This is a genomic window from Massilimicrobiota sp. An105, assembly GCF_002161155.1.
GTDB classification, from domain to species: Bacteria; Bacillota_I; Bacilli_A; order Erysipelotrichales; family Coprobacillaceae; genus Allocoprobacillus; species Allocoprobacillus merdigallinarum.
On the sequence record NZ_NFLY01000030.1, the window covers coordinates 12,284 to 33,045 of the forward strand.

The 20,762-nt window shown below is 28.6% G+C and carries 17 protein-coding genes and 1 pseudogene; 11 read left to right on the forward strand and 7 right to left on the reverse strand.

Going from position 1 to position 20,762, the window contains the following annotated elements; translation table 11 throughout:
* The first annotated feature begins 167 nt into the window (after positions 1-167).
* Positions 168-1,838, forward strand: coding sequence for an AAA family ATPase (locus B5E48_RS08970; protein WP_087304819.1), 1,671 nt, complete (start codon positions 168-170; stop codon positions 1,836-1,838).
* 538 nt (positions 1,839-2,376) lie between these two features.
* Here the strand turns inward: B5E48_RS08970 and B5E48_RS08975 are convergent.
* From B5E48_RS08975 to rpmH, 7 genes are all read right to left on the reverse strand, one after another.
* Positions 2,377-2,613, reverse strand: coding sequence for a hypothetical protein (locus tag B5E48_RS08975; RefSeq protein ID WP_087304820.1), 237 nt, complete (start codon positions 2,611-2,613; stop codon positions 2,377-2,379).
* Positions 2,606-4,348, reverse strand: coding sequence for an ABC transporter ATP-binding protein (locus B5E48_RS08980; protein WP_087304821.1), 1,743 nt, complete (start codon positions 4,346-4,348; stop codon positions 2,606-2,608). Before B5E48_RS08980 ends, B5E48_RS08975 begins: the two co-directional genes overlap by 8 nt.
* Positions 4,349-4,418: 70 nt before the next feature.
* Entirely contained in the window at positions 4,419-4,778 is a 360-nt protein-coding gene (locus B5E48_RS08985; protein ID WP_087304822.1) for a hypothetical protein, read from the reverse strand.
* An 80-nt stretch (positions 4,779-4,858) separates the two neighbouring features.
* The gene (locus B5E48_RS08990) at positions 4,859-5,461 is read right to left on the reverse strand and encodes a Jag family protein (RefSeq protein WP_087297276.1); all 603 of its coding nucleotides are present in this window, start codon (positions 5,459-5,461) and stop codon (positions 4,859-4,861) included.
* Between the two features lie 15 nt (positions 5,462-5,476).
* Positions 5,477-6,337, reverse strand: coding sequence for a YidC/Oxa1 family membrane protein insertase (locus B5E48_RS08995; RefSeq protein ID WP_087304823.1), 861 nt, complete (start codon positions 6,335-6,337; stop codon positions 5,477-5,479).
* 2 nt (positions 6,338-6,339) lie between these two features.
* The gene (gene rnpA / locus B5E48_RS09000) at positions 6,340-6,675 is read right to left on the reverse strand and encodes a ribonuclease P protein component (RefSeq protein WP_087304824.1); all 336 of its coding nucleotides are present in this window, start codon (positions 6,673-6,675) and stop codon (positions 6,340-6,342) included.
* A 39-nt stretch (positions 6,676-6,714) separates the two neighbouring features.
* A complete protein-coding gene (gene rpmH, locus B5E48_RS09005; RefSeq protein WP_003535525.1) occupies positions 6,715-6,849 on the reverse strand; it encodes a 50S ribosomal protein L34 in 135 nt (44 codons plus the stop codon).
* Positions 6,850-7,359: 510 nt separating this feature from the next.
* Here rpmH and dnaA point away from each other — a divergent pair.
* The 10 genes and pseudogenes from dnaA (at position 7,360) to gyrA (ending at position 20,617) form a co-directional block, all read left to right on the forward strand.
* Positions 7,360-8,703 carry a chromosomal replication initiator protein DnaA gene (gene dnaA, locus B5E48_RS09010; protein ID WP_087245086.1) on the forward strand — a complete coding sequence of 448 codons (1,344 nt, stop codon included), beginning with the start codon at positions 7,360-7,362 and terminating at the stop codon, positions 8,701-8,703.
* A 149-nt stretch (positions 8,704-8,852) separates the two neighbouring features.
* On the forward strand, positions 8,853-9,956 hold the full coding sequence (gene dnaN / locus B5E48_RS09015) for a DNA polymerase III subunit beta (RefSeq protein WP_087245085.1): 1,104 nt from the start codon (positions 8,853-8,855) through the stop codon (positions 9,954-9,956).
* Between the two features lie 51 nt (positions 9,957-10,007).
* A complete protein-coding gene (locus tag B5E48_RS09020) occupies positions 10,008-10,679 on the forward strand; it encodes a response regulator transcription factor (RefSeq protein WP_087304825.1) in 672 nt (223 codons plus the stop codon).
* A gap of 3 nt (positions 10,680-10,682) precedes the next feature.
* Positions 10,683-11,579, forward strand: coding sequence for a sensor histidine kinase (locus B5E48_RS09025; RefSeq protein ID WP_241146956.1), 897 nt, complete (start codon positions 10,683-10,685; stop codon positions 11,577-11,579).
* An 85-nt stretch (positions 11,580-11,664) separates the two neighbouring features.
* Positions 11,665-12,349, forward strand: a pseudogene (locus B5E48_RS09030) (ABC transporter ATP-binding protein).
* Positions 12,346-14,745 carry an ABC transporter permease gene (locus B5E48_RS09035; RefSeq protein WP_087304827.1) on the forward strand — a complete coding sequence of 800 codons (2,400 nt, stop codon included), beginning with the start codon at positions 12,346-12,348 and terminating at the stop codon, positions 14,743-14,745. The pseudogene B5E48_RS09030 and the gene B5E48_RS09035 overlap by 4 nt, the downstream one beginning before the upstream one ends.
* A gap of 173 nt (positions 14,746-14,918) precedes the next feature.
* Complete coding sequence (yaaA, locus tag B5E48_RS09040; RefSeq protein WP_087245096.1) at positions 14,919-15,137, forward strand: S4 domain-containing protein YaaA; 219 nt, start codon at positions 14,919-14,921, stop codon at positions 15,135-15,137.
* Positions 15,124-16,233 (forward strand): DNA replication/repair protein RecF, encoded by a 1,110-nt coding sequence (gene recF / locus B5E48_RS09045; RefSeq protein ID WP_087304828.1) that lies wholly within the window; start codon positions 15,124-15,126, stop codon positions 16,231-16,233. The genes yaaA and recF overlap by 14 nt, the downstream gene beginning before the upstream one ends.
* Positions 16,220-18,142 (forward strand): DNA topoisomerase (ATP-hydrolyzing) subunit B, encoded by a 1,923-nt coding sequence (gyrB, locus tag B5E48_RS09050; protein WP_087304829.1) that lies wholly within the window; start codon positions 16,220-16,222, stop codon positions 18,140-18,142. Before recF ends, gyrB begins: the two co-directional genes overlap by 14 nt.
* A 15-nt stretch (positions 18,143-18,157) precedes the next feature.
* Positions 18,158-20,617: a DNA gyrase subunit A gene (gyrA, locus tag B5E48_RS09055; RefSeq protein WP_087304830.1), complete on the forward strand. Its 2,460-nt coding sequence runs from the start codon at positions 18,158-18,160 to the stop codon at positions 20,615-20,617.
* Positions 20,618-20,762 lie beyond the last annotated feature (145 nt).

Consider the following 20,762-nt stretch of genomic DNA (forward strand, 5'->3'; position numbering starts at 1 on the left):
ATCTATATTTTTATCATATTCTTTTTGACAAGAAGTACCACCAACAACACTTTATAGACTTATTCTACTTTTGTTGTTTAAAAATCTCATTATTGAACCCTATCTATCTCAATGACTTTTATAAATTGCTATGGTATAATGTAATCATAAAGAAAGGAAAGATTATAATGAAGCGTATCACAACAGGAACAGAAAATTTTAAAGAATTCATGGATAAGAATTATTATTATGTTGATAAGACAATGCTTATAGATGATGTCTTAAGTGACAAGGTGATGCTGTATACAAGACCTAGACGTTTTGGAAAAACGTTAAACATGAGTATGCTTTATTATTTCTTTTCTAATCAGGAAAAAGAGAATACTTATCTTTTTGAGGGTTTGAATGTATCAAAACATCAACATCTCATGCTTCATCAAAATCAATATCCTGTCATTTTTCTATCTTTGAAAGATTTATCTAGAGAAAATATGAATTTGCAAATAGATAAATTTAAAGCTATGATTTCAAAAGTTGTTGAAGATTATTTTGAATTAAAGGACAGTCCATATTTAAGTGAAGCTGAAAAATTAATCATTGATAACTATCATTATAAAAAATCTTCTGAGAGTGATTTAAGAGATGCTTTGTATAACTTGAGTATTTTTTTAGAAAAACATTATCATCAAAAAGTCATCATTCTCATAGATGAATATGATGTGCCTTTACAGAGTGCCTATCATCATGGTTACTATGATGAAATGGTTGATTTTATAAGAAGTGTCTTTTCATCTGCTTTAAAAACTAATGATGCACTGGAAAGAGGAGTATTGACTGGCTGTCTTAGAATATCTAAAGAAAGCATCTTTACAGGTCTTAACAACTTTACAGTCAGAACCATCACGGATGTAGAGGCATCTGATTGCTTTGGATTAACCCAAGAAGAAATTGATGAACTTTTGAAATACTATAATCTTATGGATAATCGTCAAGAGATGAAGGAATGGTATGATGGCTATCTGTTTGGAAAGACGGAAATCTATAATTCATGGAGTGCCTTGAACTATGTCAAGAAATTACTGAATGATGATCATTTTCAGGCTGTATCTTTCTGGGCGAATACCAGCAGCAATGATCTTGTTAAAACATATATCGAATATGCAACGATGACAATGAAGGAAGAATTTGAAAGATTGATCAATGGTCAAAGCATCATCAAGAAGATTGTTCCTGAACTGACGTATCGAGAAATGGACTTTCATAGTATTCAGACAATGAATGACAATGTCTATAGTTTTCTCTTGTTTACTGGTTATCTGAAAATCAAGAGTAAGGTTGATAATGATCATCCTTATACCTATGAACTTGTGATTCCTAATAAAGAAGTCAAATATATCTATGAAGATATCTTTATGAAATGGTTTGACAGCTATCAAAGAAAAAGAGATTTGTCATTCATAGAAGCTTTGATACAAGAAGATGTCATGAAAGCTAATCGCTTATTGCAGGATGTTCTCCAACAGAGCATCAGCTATTATGATAACTATGAAAACTTCTATCATGGTTTCATGGTAGGCTTTTTAAAGGCTAATGGTTATACAGTTCAATCCAACAGGGAAAGTGGAGAAGGAAGATTTGATATAGCAGTGCTTCCTTACAGTATACTTGATACAGCACTGATTATAGAATGTAAACATTCAACTGGTATCAAGGAACTAAGAAAAGACAGTGCCAAAGCAAGTGAACAGATTATCAGACAGAAATATATTGAAGGACTGATAGAAGAAGGATACGAACATGTCATAGGATATGGTATATCTTTCTATAAAAAACAATGCATTATAACAAAAGCAGAATAATTTCTGTTTTTAATACTAACAATTATAAACAAAAGCAATGAATCTTTATAGAATCATTGCTTTTATTTTATCTTTTAAAAATACTTTTTTCTATGACAATAAGGACATTCATTTAATGATTTTGAAATGAAATGTTTATATAGTTTTTTCCCGCAATGAGGACATTTCCATGATGTCAGCCATAATACTATAGACAATACCAGAAATAAATCACTTCCTATATAACAAAACAATGCAACATACTCATTAGCATAAATAGGGAAAAAATAATTTGAATCTTGAGAAAATAACATACCCATTAAAGCTAAAAACACACACATCACTATGAATATATATAATACATTTACAACATTTCTTTTATTTTTAAAAAATTCTTTCATAACCTTATAAATTTGAACGATGATATATCTTTCAAATATATCCTCCTTTCTTTATTATTTATAAACATAACATAAAAATATGAAAAACTTGTGTCACAAAATATTTTATCATATGTAAAAAGGTTCTGACTTTAAAATAAGTCAAAACCTTAATAATATTAACAATAGTTTTGTAAATACATAGTGGGATAATCTTTATATTTTTGAGCTTCTTTTTCATCTAAGAAAATAGAATAATGAATTTGTTGAGATGAAATTTGATGAGGTCCACTACAGTTACCAAATCCTTCAATTTCAAAAGTATAAGATTTCTCATTTCCTTTTACATTAATGACTGTCCCACTCATGACGATACCTTGTACAATAAAATAGACAGTTTGTCCTTCTTTAAGCATTTTCTTCCAATCCTTCAAATTGTAAACGATAATATTTCGCATAAACATTATTTTTATTTAATAAGAACTGATGTGTTCCTCTCTCTACAATACCATTATTACCAATCACAATAATTTCATCAGCATTTCTAATTGTAGAAAGTCTATGAGCAATGGTAATACATGTACGATTCTTTGATAAGGCTTCTAGACTTTTTTGAATATGACGTTCACTTTCATTATCCAATGCACTTGTTGCTTCATCAAGAATTAAAATCTTTGGATCTTTTAAGAATATTCTGGCAATAGAAATACGTTGTTTTTGTCCACCACTTAAACGTGTTCCTCTCTCACCTACATATGTATCATAGCCATCAGGTAAACTCATAATAAAATCATGAATATTCGCTTTTTTAGCTGCTTCAATAATTTCTTCATCACTGGCACCTGGTTTTCCATAAGAAATATTTTCTTTAATAGAACCAGTAAATAAATATACATCCTGTTGTACAATCCCAATAGATTGGCGTAATGATTTGAGAGTTAATTTTCTAATATCTTGACCATCTATTTCAATACTTCCACCTGTTACATCATAAAAACGAAGTAACAATGAACAAATGGTTGTTTTTCCTCCACCAGATGGACCAACTAATGCAATAGATTTTCCTGAATCAATATGAATATTGAGATGATCTAATACTTTTTCATCATCATATCCAAAGCTCACATCTTTATAATCAATAACACCCTGAACATTAACTAAATCATGACTGTCTGGAGCATCTTGAATTTCAACTTGAGTTTCCATCACTTCATTGAATCTTTTGAATCCTGAATAACCTTTTTGAAGCATTTCTGTAAATTCTACTAAGACTTCAATTGGAGTAATAAAGATATTGATATATAAAGCATAAGTTGCAAGAGCGACAGGTTCTAATGATCCTTCAGCAATAAAGAATCCCCCAGCAACTAAAATCGTAACATATAAAAGTCCCTGAAAGAAATTATTACCACCTTGGAATTTTCCCATACAATGATAATTATTTTTCTTACTTTGTAAAAATCTCTCATTACTTCTTGCAAATTTATGTCTTTCAATATCTTCATTTGCAAAAGATTTCACAACTCTAATTCCAGCTAAAGTATCCTGTAAAGAGGCATTAACACCTGCAATCTTTTGACGATTATCCATAAATGTCTGTTGCATAGATTTGTTTTGTTTTAATGAAAACAACAACATACATAATGTTACAATCATCAATAAGATAGTTAAAGGAACATGAATATACATTAATAAAATAAATGAACCTATAATTTTAAGTAATGATATAAATACATTTTCTGGTCCATGATGAGCAAACTCACAAATATCAAATAAATCACTTACTAACTTACTCATCATTTCCCCTGTATTATTACGGTCATAATAAGAAAAAGATAATTGTTCAAACTTATCAAACAAATCTTTTCTCATATCTCTTTCCATTTGAGCACCCATAATATGTCCCTGTGCTGATACATAATATTTACATAATGCACGAATAGCATACATAATCAGTAAAAAGATGGCTAACCAGAATAAACTTTGAATAATTGTCTGATGATCAGCGATATATAATGTATCATTTAAATAATTTAAGATTTGAGGAAAAGCCAAATCAATAAGACTGATAATCATGGCACAGATCATATCTAAAAAGAAAACTGTTTTATATGGTTTATAATATTGTATAAACTTTCTCATAATCTTCATAATATACCCTCCATTCTACAACTTTTCCCATTATAACATATCTAAAAAAAAAGAAAACATTTCTGCTTTCTTACTCATCAAATATATTAAAAATATCTTTTTTATTTTCTAATAAATAAGCTTTTTGATCTTTGATTATATAATTTCCATTGATTATATATACTTGTTGATCATCTAATTCAATTTGATATGTGGGTCCTTTTGTTTTTTCATAATCCTTTTGAGCATTTTGAACATGAATAGACTGATTTAATGTCTTAACTAATAAATCAATCTTATCTTGATTGTGAATGGAATATTGAATCGGATTTTCTTGTTTTCCATAAATCGTTAATGTTGCATATTGATAAGAAGGTTGCTTCATTTTTAAACTTGACCCTCCTACCACAACAATAAATAATATAAGTATGGCTATGATTTTTCTTTTCATGATTCCCACCTCAATTTCATTCTATCATAAACAAATGAAAATCTTATGTATAATTAAAAAAACTCTATCCATGATAGAGTTTAATCAACATATGAAATTGTCGTAAATCTTCCTTTTCCTTCTCCCTGACTTTCAGTTTTTAAATGTGGACCCATTTCAGAAATTGTTTGATGAATCACTTTTCTTTCATCAGCAGGTAAAGGATCAAGTTTCACATCTATCTTTGTACGTAAGACTTGTTTACCAAGTCTTTTTGCCATAGCTGAAACTTTTCTATATCTATTTTCTTTATATCCATTAATATCTAAGCTAATTTCAAATCTTTTCTTAAATTCATTTTGTACAGCTTGTCTTGCGATAAAATTAAATGCTCTTAGAATAACCCCATTTTTACCAATTAAAATAGAATTATTATCTGTATTAATATTACAATAAATACGTCCATCTTGAGTATATGAAACAGTTTCTACTTGAAATTCCATATTTGTAAGTGTCTTTCTTACAAAGTTTTCTAAATATTCCTGAACCATACTCTGACAATAACATTCAATCACAACTTTTTTAGAAAATAATCCCTTTTTTTCTTCAATAATTTCATATGTCAATTCATCAGGAGTAATTCCTAAATCTTGGCAAGCATGTTGAATCACATCATCTAATGTTTTTCCTTCATATGTCTTCATAGTTTTGCCCAGTCCTTATTTATCTTTTTTCTTTTCAATGTGATATAGTTGAATATAAACTGTTCTTGCAATTGTAATTAAACTTGTTGTAATCCAGTATAATGACATTGCTGTTGGCATTGACACTGCAAACCATACAATCATAACAGTCATGACAATATTCATTGTTTTCATTGATTGTTGTTGTTTTGAAACCTTATATCTTGGATTTCTCTTTAACATAATATTATTGATTTCAATCGCAAAATATTGTGTTAAACCAACCAATGCTACAATAACGATATAAGCCCATTCACCTTTAGTAATAGCTGACATTGGCGTAATTCCTAATTCTAATCCAAATAATGTTGAATCATATAAGATTTCAACTCTTTGTACAGCCTGCCATACTGCAAGCATGATTGGTAATGTTAAGAATGTTGAAAAACTACTAAACATACTGATATTATGCTTTTTATATAAAGCTTGGATTTCAGCAGTTTGACGCATTTGTGATGCCTGATCTTTTCTACCAGCATATTTTCTTTGAATTCTTTCCATTTCTGGTTGAAGCAACTGCATTTTTTGTGTTGATTCAGTTGACTTAATCATAATAGGTAAAATTAATAAGTTAATAAAGATTGTCATACCAACAACCCCATAAGCCACATTTCCTAACTTACTAATAAACAAAATACCTCTAGCAATTGGATAAGTTAAAATAAAATCAAAAAATCCTAATTCACTTAAACTCCAAGGTGTAGATTCAGTAATAGCTCGTGAAGCAATAAGATGTCCATTTTTATCAAGATTATTTGTACATCCCACTAACACAAAGATCACAGCTACTAAAGCAAATACCTTTAAAAACTTCTTTGTACGTTGATCTAAATACATTGTTACTTTTCCATCCTTCTCCTTATTTTATTATATAGAGATACAATACTATTTAAATTATCTTGATAAGAATGATTTAAAAAATCATATCTCACTATAATAATAAAATCCATCTTTTGATCTCTATCAAAAACTTGTTGAACCATCATTCTGACTTGTCTTTTAATCTTATTACGAACAACAGCGTTTCCTAATTTTTTACTTACTGAGATTCCCACTCTTAAATGATTATCATTTTGATGATAATAAACAACAAATTGTTTATTAGCTACAGATTTTTTCTTTTTTATAATAGTTTGGAAATCTTCATTCTTCTTTACACGATATTCTTTTTTCATATTTTTTTAGAAAAAAAACCACATTAAAGTGGAATTTTTTTAGGCAGATAAAACTTTTCTTCCTCTCTTACGGCGACGAGCAAGTACTTTTCTTCCGCCTACTGTTGCCATTCTAGCTCTAAAACCATGAGTTTTTGATCTTTTTCTCTTATTTGGTTGATATGTTCTTTTCATTGATTACACCTCCAAAATAATAAATTTTTTATACACAATAACATATGCCCCATTATTATATGGGTTTTGCTTTTATAAGTCAATGAAAATATAGAAAATTATTTGATTATTCAAGCATTTTCTTTCCTGATAAAGTTCTATTTACTTTCATTTGTGCATATCATTTAACAGGAGTATTTACGTCTATTCACAACTTATGCACAAACGCTTAAAAGTTATTCACAATTGTGCATAACTCTACATTTATTCACTTATATCGACATTTTTCTTGTGCATTATTTGTTGCTTTTTATGTGAATTAAAAAAATAAAATCATTTTGTGCACAATTATGCACATAGCATAACTTTTTATGCACAATTTCGATATCATGAAATTTGTGTAAAACTAAAAAAAGCCCGTCAATTCAATATAATTTGGTGTGCATAACTATGTGAATAACTTGTGCGTATTTTTTTTCATCTTCTATTTATTCACTTTTTCCTTTATAATGTGTCTTGGAGATGGTGAAAATGAACAATTTAGATATGAACTGGCAAAAAACTTTAAGTTTATTCCAAGGAAAACTTGATGATTATGGATTAGATAAAATTACTTTTGATTCTTTTTTCACTACCTTAGAAATCAAAGACATTGTAGGAAGTGTCGTGACGATCACCATTGATACAAAATGGAGCTTAGATGTTGTAGAACCTTATTTAACGCATTTACAGGAAATCTACAATACTGTCACAAATGGACACTATCAGCTACATTTAATGACTGAAGAAGATTTTAAACAAAGTCATGCAAAACAAGAACATTTATTACATTTTGATGATCACTTAAATCCTGATTTGACTTTTGATAATTTCGTTATTGGAAACAGTAATAGAATTGCTCAAAATGCATCTTTAGCGGTTGCTATGAAACCTGGTATTTCTTATAGTCCATTATTTATTCATAGTAATTCAGGATTAGGAAAAACACATTTATTAAATGCTATTGGAAATTATGCTAAAAAACGTGATCCATCTATAAATGTTTTATTTACAACAAGTGAGAACTTTGTGAATGAATATATTCAATCATTAGCTAATCATGCAATGGATGAATTTAACTATAAATATCGTCAAATGGATATATTATTAATAGATGATATTCAATTCATGGCTACAAAAGAATCATCAAGTGAGATCTTTTTCAACATTTTTAATACTTTAATTAGTAATAAAAAACAGATTGTCATTACTTCAGATAAACCACCACGTGATCTAAAGGGAATGGAAAGTCGATTAGTCAGTCGATTTTCATCTGGTTTAACAGTAAGTATTGATACACCTGAATTTGAAACGGCTAAAGCCATTTTAAGAAAGAAAATAGAAATTGAAAATGTTGATTATCCAATAACGGAAGAAGTTTTAGACTTTATTGCCACTCATTTTAATACTGATGTCAGAGAACTAGAAGGAAGTTTAAAAAGATTATTATTTTATAAGCTCATATGTGGTAAAAAATTAGATATTATTGACTTGAATTTTGCCTTAGAAGCCTTTAGTGATTCTTATAGTCAGCCAACACAGAAAAAAGAATTAACTGTTTCAAATATAAAGAAATGTGTTGCTGATTATTATAATTTAACGGTCGCTCAAATTAATTCTAAATCAAGAACATCTAGTATTATTGTCGCAAGACATATTGCCATGTATTTAGTCAGAGAACTCATTGAAGATATTTCATTCATTCAAATTGGTCATGAATTTGGTGGAAGAGATCATTCAACTGTCATGAAAGCTTGTCATAAAGTTCAACAGAAATTAGAAAAAGATATGAATTATCGTCAAGCTATTCAAGATATTAAAAAGAAACTTGTGTAAAAGTTATGCACACTTATCCACAACTTATACACATCATAAAAATAAAAAAACAATGAATAAAACGTCACTTTTTTTCACTTATGCATATTGTGCACAATATTATTATTATGTTATTATTTAAATAATATAAAATATAAAGGAGATCATTTATGAATTTTAAGATTAAAAGATTGGAATTATTGAATGCTCTAACTAAAGTTTCAAGAGCTGTTTCTATAAAAAGTCCATTACCTGTTTTAACTGGTATTAAATTTGATTTAAAAGAAGATGAACTTATTTTAACTGGTAGTGATAGTGATATTACAATTCAAACAAGTATTCAAGACCATATTGATATTATTGAACCTGGTAGTGTTGTTTTATCATCTAAATATATATTAGAAATTATTAAAAAGATTGATTCTGAAGATGTACATATTTTTATTGTAGATGGAACACTTACAAGAATTGAAGGAGCTAACTCCCGTTTTGATTTAAATGGAACATCTTATATTGATTATCCTCGTATTGATTTAAATAAAACAGGTGTTAATTTACAGATGAAATCTATTGATTTAAAAGAAGCCATTGAACAAACTTCATTTGCGACAAGTGAAAAAGAAACAAGACCTGTTTTAACAGGAGTTAACTTCAAAGCTAAAGATCATGTTTTAGAATGTATTGCGACAGATAGTTATCGTTTAGCAAAACGTATTTTAAATATTGATTCTGATATTTCATTTAATATTATTATTCCTAAAAAGAGTTTAATTGAAATCAGCCGTATTATTGAAAAAGATGAATTAATTGATTTATATGTATCTGATCGTAAAGTTTTATTTGTTTTTGATCATGTTTTAATTCAAACAAGATTAATTGATGGAACTTTCCCTGATACAAGTCGCTTAATTCCGGATAGTTTTGATTACTCTATGAGTATTGATAGCACAAGTTTATTAAATTCTATTGATAGAGCATCATTACTGACAAATGAACAAACAAATATCGTTAAACTCACAATGAATCAGGATACAGTGATCTTATCTTCATTCTCTCAAGAAATTGGGTCAGTAGAAGAAAACTTATCTAGAGCTTTCTATAAAGGTGAACCTTTAAAAATTTCATTTAGTGCCAGATATTTAACTGATGCTATTAAGAGTATTAATGGACAAAAAGTGAGAGTCTTATTTACTGGTGAAATGAAACCATTTATTATTAAAGACTTTGAAAGAGAAGATATTATTCAATTGGTTTTACCTGTGAGAACTTATTAAGCTAATCTATTCACGATTAGCTTTTTTTGTTATAATTTGAATGGTGGTATTATGGAAAAAATTTTACTGGTTGAAGATGATTTACAAATCGTTAAGCATTTAAATTCTTATTTAAGAGAAAATGGTTATCATTTAATAGCTGTTGATGGACAAAAAAAGGCTATGCAAATACTCCAACAACAATCTATAGATTTAATCTTATTAGATATTTCATTAAAAGAAGGTAATGGCTTTTCTTTATATAATGAAATTAAAGCTTATTATGATTTTCCTATTATTTTCTTAACGGCCCAAAGTGATGAATTTAGTATTATTACAGGACTTGATTTAGGAGCAGATGATTATATATCAAAACCATTTCAACCTCGAATACTATTATCACGTATTCAAAATATTTTAAGAAGATATAAAAAACAAGATCAGATATTCCAATATCAAAATCTTCAAGTTTATATATCTCAGGCTAAAGTCTTTAAAAATCATCAGGAAATCTTTTTATCAGCTTTAGAATATAAATTATTGTTAATATTTGTACAACATGCTCATCATTTACTAACAAGAGAATTTTTATTAGAAGAACTTTATCAGATGACGGGTGAAGATATGAATGATAATACTTTGACTGTTTATATTAAAAGATTAAGAAATAAGATAGAAGATCAACCTCAACATCCCCAAATCATACAAACCAAAAGGGGATTGGGTTATCAACTGGGAGATTAGATCATGTATATCATTATATTCTTATTATGCTGTATTATAGTTAGTTTATGTTTTTACATCTATAAACAAAATAAAAAAATTATTTCTATTTCTAAACAAATCAATGATATTTTATTTCATCATAATGATTTTTATATTCAAAAATATAAAGAGGGAAATCTTTCTATCTTAGAGAGTGATATATGTAAATTAGTCAATAAGATTTATGAACAAAATCATTTATTAGAAAATGAAAAACTGATTCTAAAAGAATATCTGGAAGATATATCTCATCAAATGAAAACACCTTTAACAGCTTTAAATTTAATTCATGAAAGATTAAATAAAGCAGAAGGCAATGAAAAAAGACAATTATTAAAAGAAGAAAAGAAATTATTAGATAAAATTGAATGGCTCGTGATGAGTTTATTAAAAATGGCGCAATTAGATGCCCAGACAGTCACTTTTCATCAGGAAAGCATTACACAGAAAGATTTTGTTTTGCAGTTATTAAATCCATTTGAAATACAAATAGATATGAAAGATATTCAATTACAAATCAATATTCAAGAATCAGAGATATTCAAATGTGATATTTTATGGACTTTAGAAGCTGTATCTAATATCTTAAAAAATTGTATAGAACATGTTGAACAAAATGGTATGATTCAAATATCAATGAATCAAAATCCTTTATATGATGAAATCATTATTCAAGATAATGGTTGTGGTATTGATCAGGAAGATTTAATTCATCTATTTGAAAGATTTTATAAAGGAAAAAATGCAAAGCAGGATAGTGTAGGTATAGGTTTAGCTTTGAGTTCTATGATTATTGAAAAACAAAATGGAACAATTCAAGTAGAAAATACATATCCTGGCACAAAATTTACAATTCATTTATATAAAGAAAATGTATAGATATTTGATTATGACAAATCTGTCACTTTATTGTCACGGGTTTGTCATTTTTATTTGATACAATACAATTGAGGAGGGAGAATATATGGCAATACTAGAAGTTAAAAATTTAACAAAAATATATGGAAATGATGAAAATAAGGTTGTAGCCTTAGATCATGTTTCATTTACTGTTGAAAAAGGCGAATTTATAGCTATTGTAGGTTCATCTGGATCAGGAAAGAGTACATTGCTGCATTTGATCGGGGGTGTTGATAAACCAACAAGTGGTGAAGTGATTGTCAATGGACAGAATGTCTATAAAAAGAATGAAAATGAATTAGCCATATTTAGAAGAAGGGAAGTAGGGTTGATTTATCAATTCTATAATTTAATTCCTATATTAACCGTTGAAGAAAATATGACATTGCCAGTATTGCTGGATAATAAGAAAGTGAATCAGGAAAGACTGGATGAATTACTACGTATATTAGATTTGAAATCAAGAGAAAAACATTTACCAAGAGAACTTTCAGGAGGACAGCAACAACGTGTATCAATAGGAAGAGCATTAATGAATGCACCATCACTGGTTCTTGCGGATGAACCAACAGGAAATCTTGATTCAAAAAACAGTAAAGAAATCATAGATTTACTGAAATTAACACAAAAAAAGATATAAACAGACCTTAATCATGATTACTCATGATGAAAATATAGCAATGCAGGCAGATAGAATCATAGTGATAGAAGATGGAAAGATAAAAAAAGATGAGGTTATCAGAAAATGAAAATTATGAATACATTGACCTTAAGATATCTGAAAGCCAATAAGAAAAGAAGTTTATTGACATTACTATGTATTATGGTATCAGTGATCATGATGAGCTGTGTAGGAATAGCTTTTTCATCAGGTAAAGCCTATTATAAAAGTTATATAGAAAAAACAAGAGGAGATTACCATTATCGCATTGTTGATAATAGACAAGAAATTATTGATTTAATAAAAGATGATTCTCAAGTTGATGAATATTATTTTTCTTGTACAACACAACTTGATTATCAAGATTCACAGTTATATATGAAATCTGGTGATTCATTATATTTTCAAAAGAAAGGACTCTATGATTATATTATTGATGGAAGATTACCTGTTAATAAGTATGAAATTGTTATAACACCAGAATTTTTAAAAATGAATCATATTGATAAAAAAATAGGAGATCAGATAACATTTGATAATCAACAAACATATACAATTGTAGGATTTATGAATAGTTATCAATCTCAAGATTTCATGGGATATACATATCAGGCATTTTCTTATATAGATTTAACTCAAGATTATACAATGTATATTAAAGATAAAGATGTTTCCAAAAATATATTTCAGCATGTACAAAATTTAAAGGAAAAAATACAAAACATGGAGAGTACAACATCTTCCAAATATTATATACCATATAATTCATCTTATTTAGCTGTACAGAATATCTTTGAAGAAGGTTTAACTGCTGGATATACAGATGTATATCATATGATTTATATTATGATTGGTATTATTAGTTTTGTATCTGTTATGATTATATATCAGGCATTCCATCTATCAACAACAGATCGTATTCAATATCTTGGGATGCTTTCAAGCGTAGGTGCTACGCCTAAACAAAAGAAATGTTCTGTTTATTTTGAAGGATTCATATTATCCATTATTGCGATACCATTTGGAATTCTATGTAGTTTTATAGGATTAAATATTGCTTTTTCATTTGCTAATCAAATGAAAATTTTAAAAGATCTCAACTTATCTATTCATACGCAAATCTCACCATTATATTTATGTCTCGTTATTATAGGTTCGTTTTTGATTACTTTTATCGCATTATATATACCTGCAAGAAGAATATCAAAAATATCTGTGATGGATGCTTTAACGAAAAGTGATGAAGTTAAAGTGAAAAAGAAAAGACTTCAATTAAATCGTTTTTTATCAAAATTTTTAAATGTTTCATGGCAATTGTCTATTAAAAATTATAAAAGACAAGGAATCAAATCCAGAGTTATTATTATTTCCTTAATGTTATCAATGATTATCTTTGTTTCTATGACAAGTTTTGGTAAAAATTTTATTAATACTGTCAAAAAAGAAAGTGGTATTCATGATTATGATATTTCAGTTTCAGACGTTGAAATGAAAAATAGACAAGATGTCATTGATATTTTAAATAACAGTCAATATGATAATGACTATTATTTGAGAGGATTAAAATTTGTTAATGTAGATATTAATCCTGATTATTTAACATATGAGAGTCCAAAAAGTATAGGTGTTTATATTCAATGTATTGACAATCAAAGATTTAAAAAATTGTGTCAGGATAATGGTATTCAGCCATCAAATGATTTAGCATTAACATATAATCAATCTTTAATCTTAAGTGAAAATGAAACAGAAATTTCATCAGTTTATAAAAAAATGGACAGAAACTTTATCCAAGATATGTATATCAGTTATTTAGATGATGAGACTGAAAAAGAAAAGAAGTTAGATATTCAAAATTTTAAAGATATTCAGATGATAGAAACATCTGATGAATATAATATAATGAATCCTTACGAATTAACTTTTATTGTTTCCACAGACTATTTTGAAAAAGAGTTTGGGTCTACGAATATAGAAATTTATATTCAGACACAACAACATGAACAATTAAATCAAGAATTGGAATCTTATGGATTAAGCAGTTACGATGAAACATCAGCTAATCAGGAAAGAATTGAGTTTATGACAATTGTAGAGATATTTGTTTATGGTTTTGTCACAATTATGTTGATATTTACACTAATGAATATCTTAAACATGATGAGTGCCAGCATAGAAAAAAGAAAAAAAGAATTTGCGATGTTCATGAGTATAGGCATGAGTGTCAATGATATGAAAAAAATGTTATGGAAAGAATCTTCTATTTATGGCATAAAATCATTTGTATATAGTTTACCATTCTGTATAATAATAGAATTTCTATTATATAATTTATCTTTTAACACTATACCTTTTAGACCATCATGGATAGCTTATTTGATATCATTTATTGTGATGATGATAGTGATGATCTTAACATTTAAATTAGGATTAAATCGTTTTAGAAAACAGAATATTATAGAAACATTAAAAGATGATATGTAGTCAAAAAGACTATATATCATTTTTTAGCTTATATTTAGCTTATAAGAGGTTTTTATATAAAAATGAGATTTATCACTTTTTTTATAAATATTGAATATAAGCCATAAAAACTATCATTTTTGATGTTTTTGTGATATAATAGTTCAGGTTATGAAAGTATGGGTGATAAATATATGAAAGAAGTTACAATTCATAGTGAGTATATTACTTTAGGACAATTACTTAAATTAGCTGATGCTGTAAGTAGTGGAGCTGAAGCTAAATTAGTCATTAGTGATGGACTGGTTCTTGTCAATGGTGAAGTAGAAACAAGACGTGGGAAAAAGCTCTATCATCAGGATATTGTTTCTTTTGATGGACAAGAATATCTAATCATTAATGAAGATTCATAGTATTCAATTAAAGAATTTTAGAAATTATATTGATTGTTCAGTAAAATTTGATCCTTTTATTAATATTTTAATTGGTCAAAATGCTCAAGGAAAAACAAACTTATTAGAAGCTATATATATTTTATCAATGTCTAAAAGTTTTAAGACAAAAGTCATAGATGAAATGATTTATTTTGATCAGGACTTTGCGAAAATTCAAGGACAGGTTATTAATAATCAAAAGACATTAAATTTAGAGATTGTTTTATCAAAGTTAGGAAAGAAAGCTTTGATTAATCATAATGAAATTAAAAAAACAAGTGATTATGTTGGTTATTTAAATGTTGTTTTATTTATTCCTGAGGATTTAATGTTAATAAAAGGAAGTCCAAAATTAAGAAGAAAATTGATTGATATGGAGTTATCTAAAATATCACCTATATATATGTATGATTTTAATAAATATCAAAGATTATTAAAAGAAAGAAATAAATATTTGAAATTATTAAATGAAAAACATTTAAAAGCTGATGATTACTTAGAGGTTTTATCTGAACAGATGGCACGATTACAAGTTCAATTATTAAAGAAAAGAATTGAATTTGTTGAATTATTAAATGAGATATCTACGAAAATGTATGATTATATTGCTTTACATCAGGAAGTATTATCAATTCAATATAAAACACATTATAAAGATATGAGTTATGAAGGTATTTTGGAAGATTATCGAAAGAATTATCAAAAAGATGTTGCTTTTAAACAGACAACACATGGTATTCATAAAGATGATCTGGTGATGTGTTTAAATCAACAGGATGCTATAACTTATGCTTCACAGGGGCAACAAAGATCTATTGTTTTAGCAATCAAAATCGCTTTATTAGAATTGATTAAAAAAGAAATCGGAGAATATCCTGTTTTGTTGTTAGATGATGTTTTAAGTGAATTAGATGATACAAGAAAGACGAAGTTATTGAATTTAATTGAAGGAAAGGTTCAGACTTTTTTAACTTCAACAAATATTGATGGTATTCATCATCAGGTTATAGATAAAGCAAAGAAAATCGTCATTGAAAATGGAAATGTGAAAGGAGAAAGCTATGGAAGAAAATAAAGTTCAACACAGTTATAATGAATCTGATATTCAAGTCTTAGAAGGATTAGAAGCTGTTAGAAAAAGACCAGGTATGTATATTGGTTCAACGTCTTCTAGAGGTTTACATCATTTGGTATGGGAAATTGTTGATAACTCTATTGATGAAGCTTTAGCTGGATTTTGTAGTGAAATTAAAGTGATTTTAGAAGAAGGCGATGTTGTCAAGGTTATTGATAATGGACGTGGTATGCCAACAGGTGTTCATGCGAAAACTGGTAAGAGTACAGTTGAAACAATTTTAACTGTTTTACATGCTGGTGGTAAATTTGGTGGTGGAGGCTACAAAGTTTCTGGTGGTCTACACGGTGTTGGTGCCAGCGTTGTTAATGCATTGAGTGAATGGTTAGAAGTTTATGTACATAGAGATGGTCATATTTATTATCAAAGATTTGAAAAAGGTGGACAACCTGTTGAAGATTTAAAGATTATTGGTGATTGTGATGATACTGGAACAACAGTTACTTTTAAAGCTGATCCTTTGATTTTTGAAGAAACAACTGTATATGATTATGAAACATTAAATCAAAGAATCCGTGAATTGGCTTTCTTAAATAAAGGATTGAAATTAATTTTAGAAGATCATAGACAGACACCACATAAGAAAAATGAATATCACTATGAAGGTGGTATCAAAGAATACGTAGCTTATTTAAATCGTAATAAGACGCCTATTCATGAAGAAATTATTTATGTAGAAGATGAAATAGATGATATTAAGGTTGAAGTTGGTATGCAATATAATGATGGATATCAGCCAAATATCTATTCTTTCTGTAATAATATTAATACGCATGAAGGAGGAACTCATGAAGAAGGTTTCCGTCTTGCTTTAACAAGAGTCATTAATAATTATGCCAAAAATAATAATTTCCTGAAAAAAGATGAAGAATCTTTAAGTGGGGATGATTGCCGTGAAGGTTTAACAGCGATTATTTCAGTGAAACATCCTGATCCTCAATATGAAGGACAGACAAAAACAAAATTAGGAAATGCTGAAGTGAGAAAAATCGCAAGTAATATCATTTCAACAGCGTTAGATAAATTTTTATTAGAAAATCCAAATACTGCACAAATTATTATCAATAAAGCCATTGTCGCAAGTCGTGCCAGAATGGCAGCTAAACGTGCCAGAGAAATGACAAGAAGAAAAACAGCTTTAGATAGTATTGCCTTGCCAGGTAAATTAGCTGACTGCTCATCTAAGGATCCTAGTGAATGTGAAGTATTCATTGTCGAAGGGGATTCTGCCGGTGGTAGTGCCAAAATGGGTAGAGATCGTAGAACTCAGGCCATTTTGCCATTACGTGGTAAGATTTTAAATGTTGAAAAATCAAGATTAGATAGAATTTTAGGGAATGCTGAAATTCGTTCAATGATTACAGCTTTTGGAACAGGTATTGGTGAAGAATTTGATATTAGTAAATTAAGATATCATAAAATTGTCATTATGACCGATGCCGATGTTGATGGTGGACATATTCGTATTTTGATGTTGACATTCTTATATCGTTTCTTAAAGCCATTAATTGAAGAAGGATATGTGTATGCTGCACAGCCACCATTATATTTATTGAAACATGGAAAAGAAGAATATTATTTATATTCTGATTATGAATTGGAAAAGAAAAAAGAAGAACTTGGTGAAAATGCCAAAATTTCTATTCAGCGTTATAAAGGTTTAGGAGAAATGAATGCTGAACAGTTATGGGATACAACAATGAATCCAGAACATCGTGTTTTATGGCAAATTGATTTAGATGATGCGATGCAGGCTGATGCTATGTTTGATATGTTGATGGGTGAAAAAGTTGAACCAAGACGTGAATTTATTCAAGAAAATGCACAAATGGCAGAATTAGACTTATAGTAAAGGAGAGAAAAAATGGAAGAACGTGGAATTAAGAAAAGATCATTAACAAAAGAAATGAAACAATCCTTTATCAATTATGCCATGTCAGTTATTGTTCAAAGAGCTTTACCAGATGTGAGAGATGGATTAAAGCCTGTTCAAAGAAGAATTGTGCATGGAATGAATGAACTTGGATGTTATAGTGATAAACCATATAAGAAATCAGCGCGTATTGTTGGGGAAGTTATGGGGAAATACCATCCTCATGGTGACTCTTCAATCTATGAAGCTTTAGTTCGTATGGCACAGGATTTCAGTTATCGTTATATGTTAGTAGACGGTCATGGAAACTTTGGTTCTATTGATGGTGATGGCGCTGCAGCACAACGTTATACTGAAGCCAGAATGTCTAAGATTTCTATGGAAATGGTGAGAGATATTAATAAAGATACAGTCAATTTTATTCCTAACTATGATGGTGAAGAATCAGAACCAGAAGTTATGCCATCACGTTTCCCTAACTTATTAGTCAATGGGACAACAGGAATTGCGGTTGGTATGGCTACAAATATTCCACCTCATAATTTAGGTGAAGTCATTGATGCCATATTGGCTGTTTCTCATAATCCTGATATTACGATTCTAGAATTAATGGAAAATTATATTCAGGGACCTGATTTTCCAACAGGAGCTTATATTTTAGGTAAATCAGCGATTAAAAAAGCTTATGAAACTGGTAATGGCTTAATTGTCATGAGAGCGAAAACGGATATTATTGATATTCATGGTGGTAAAAAAGCTATTGTTGTTACTGAAATACCATATATGGTCAATAAAGCTCGTTTAATTGAAAAAATGGCTGAACATGTTAAAGAAAAACGTATTGAAGGTATTACAGAAATACGTGATGAATCTAACCGTGAAGGTATTCGTATTATGATTGAACTTCGTAAAGATGTTCAACCAGAAGTTATTTTAAATCAGTTATTTAAATTAACAGCTTTACAGACAACATTTGGTGTCAATTCTATTGCCTTAGTGAATAACCAACCTCAAACTTTAAATCTAAAACAAATGATGACTTACTATCTTGATCATCAAGAAGAAGTGATTAGAAGAAGAACAGCTTATGATTTAAAGAAAGCTGAAGATCGTGCTCATATTTTAGATGGTTTAAAAAGAGCATTAGATCAGATTGATGCTATTATTGAACTCATTCGTTCATCACGAACAACAGAAATTATTCAACAAAGATTGATGGATGAATTTAATATGTCTGATCGACAAGCAAAAGCAATCAGAGAAATGCAGCTTCAAAGATTAGCTGGTTTGGAAAGAGAAAAGATTGAAAATGAATTAAATCAATTATTAGAATTGATTGCTGATTTAAAAGATATTCTTGCAAAAAGAGAAAGAATATTAGAAATTATTGAAAAAGAATTATTAGAAATTAAAACTAAATTTGCTGATAAGAGAAGAACTGAAATTATTCAAGGAACATTTGATTTAGAAGATGAAGATTTAATTCCAGTCGAAGATGTTATTATTTCTTTAACTTCTAATGGATATGTCAAACGTATGCCTGTTGATACTTATAAAACACAAAATAGAGGTGGTAGAGGTATCAAAGGTATGGGAACAAATGAGGATGATATTGTGGATGCTCTTATTCATATGAGTACTCATGATGATTTATTATTCTTTACAAACTTTGGTAAAGTCTATCGTTTAAAAGGATATAATATTCCTGAATTTGGTAGAACTGCTAAAGGATTACCTGTTGTCAATTTATTAAATCTAGATAAAGATGAAAGTGTTAAATCTATGATTTCTATTGATAAAGATGATATTGATGAAGATAAGAATCTATATCTATTCTTTGTGACATTAAATGGTTTAGTTAAGAAAACTTCTATTGAAGAATTTAAAAATATTAGACAGTCTGGTAAGATTGCGATTAATTTAAAAGATGAAGATCAGTTGGTTGCTGTGAAATTAACAAAAGAAAATGAAGAAATTCTCGTTGCAGCATCTAATGGAAAATTAATTAGATTTAATGAAAATGATGTCAGACCAATGGGTAGAACAGCATCAGGTGTCAGAGGTATTAATGTAGATGGTAGTCATGTTGTGGGTATGACAACAAATGGAGAAGGACAATATATTATGGCTATAAGTGAAAATGGTTATGGTAAGATGTCTCCAATAGAAGATTACCGTGAATCACATCGTGGTGGTAAAGGTGTAAAAACCATTAATACGACTGAAAAGACAGGACAATTGGTAGCTTTAAGAGCTGTTAATGGTGATGAAGATTTATTAATTATGACAAGTGAAGGTATTATGATTAGACTTCCAATGGAACAAGTGAAACTTGCTGGAAGAAATACACAAGGTGTTAGATTGATTAAAGTTGCTGAAGGATCAATTGTTTCAAGTGTAGAAGTTGTTGATAAATCTGAAGAAGAAACTGAAGATAATGAAGAAGAATAGTATGTCGTAGGACATACTATTCTCTTATTTAATGCTTTTGACTTTAGTCAGTTGAGTACATGAAATGTACGAAACAAAAAACTACCTGCTATGCGGGTAGAGAGAGAAAAGTTATACAAAACAATCACCTTTCCGATTATAATGG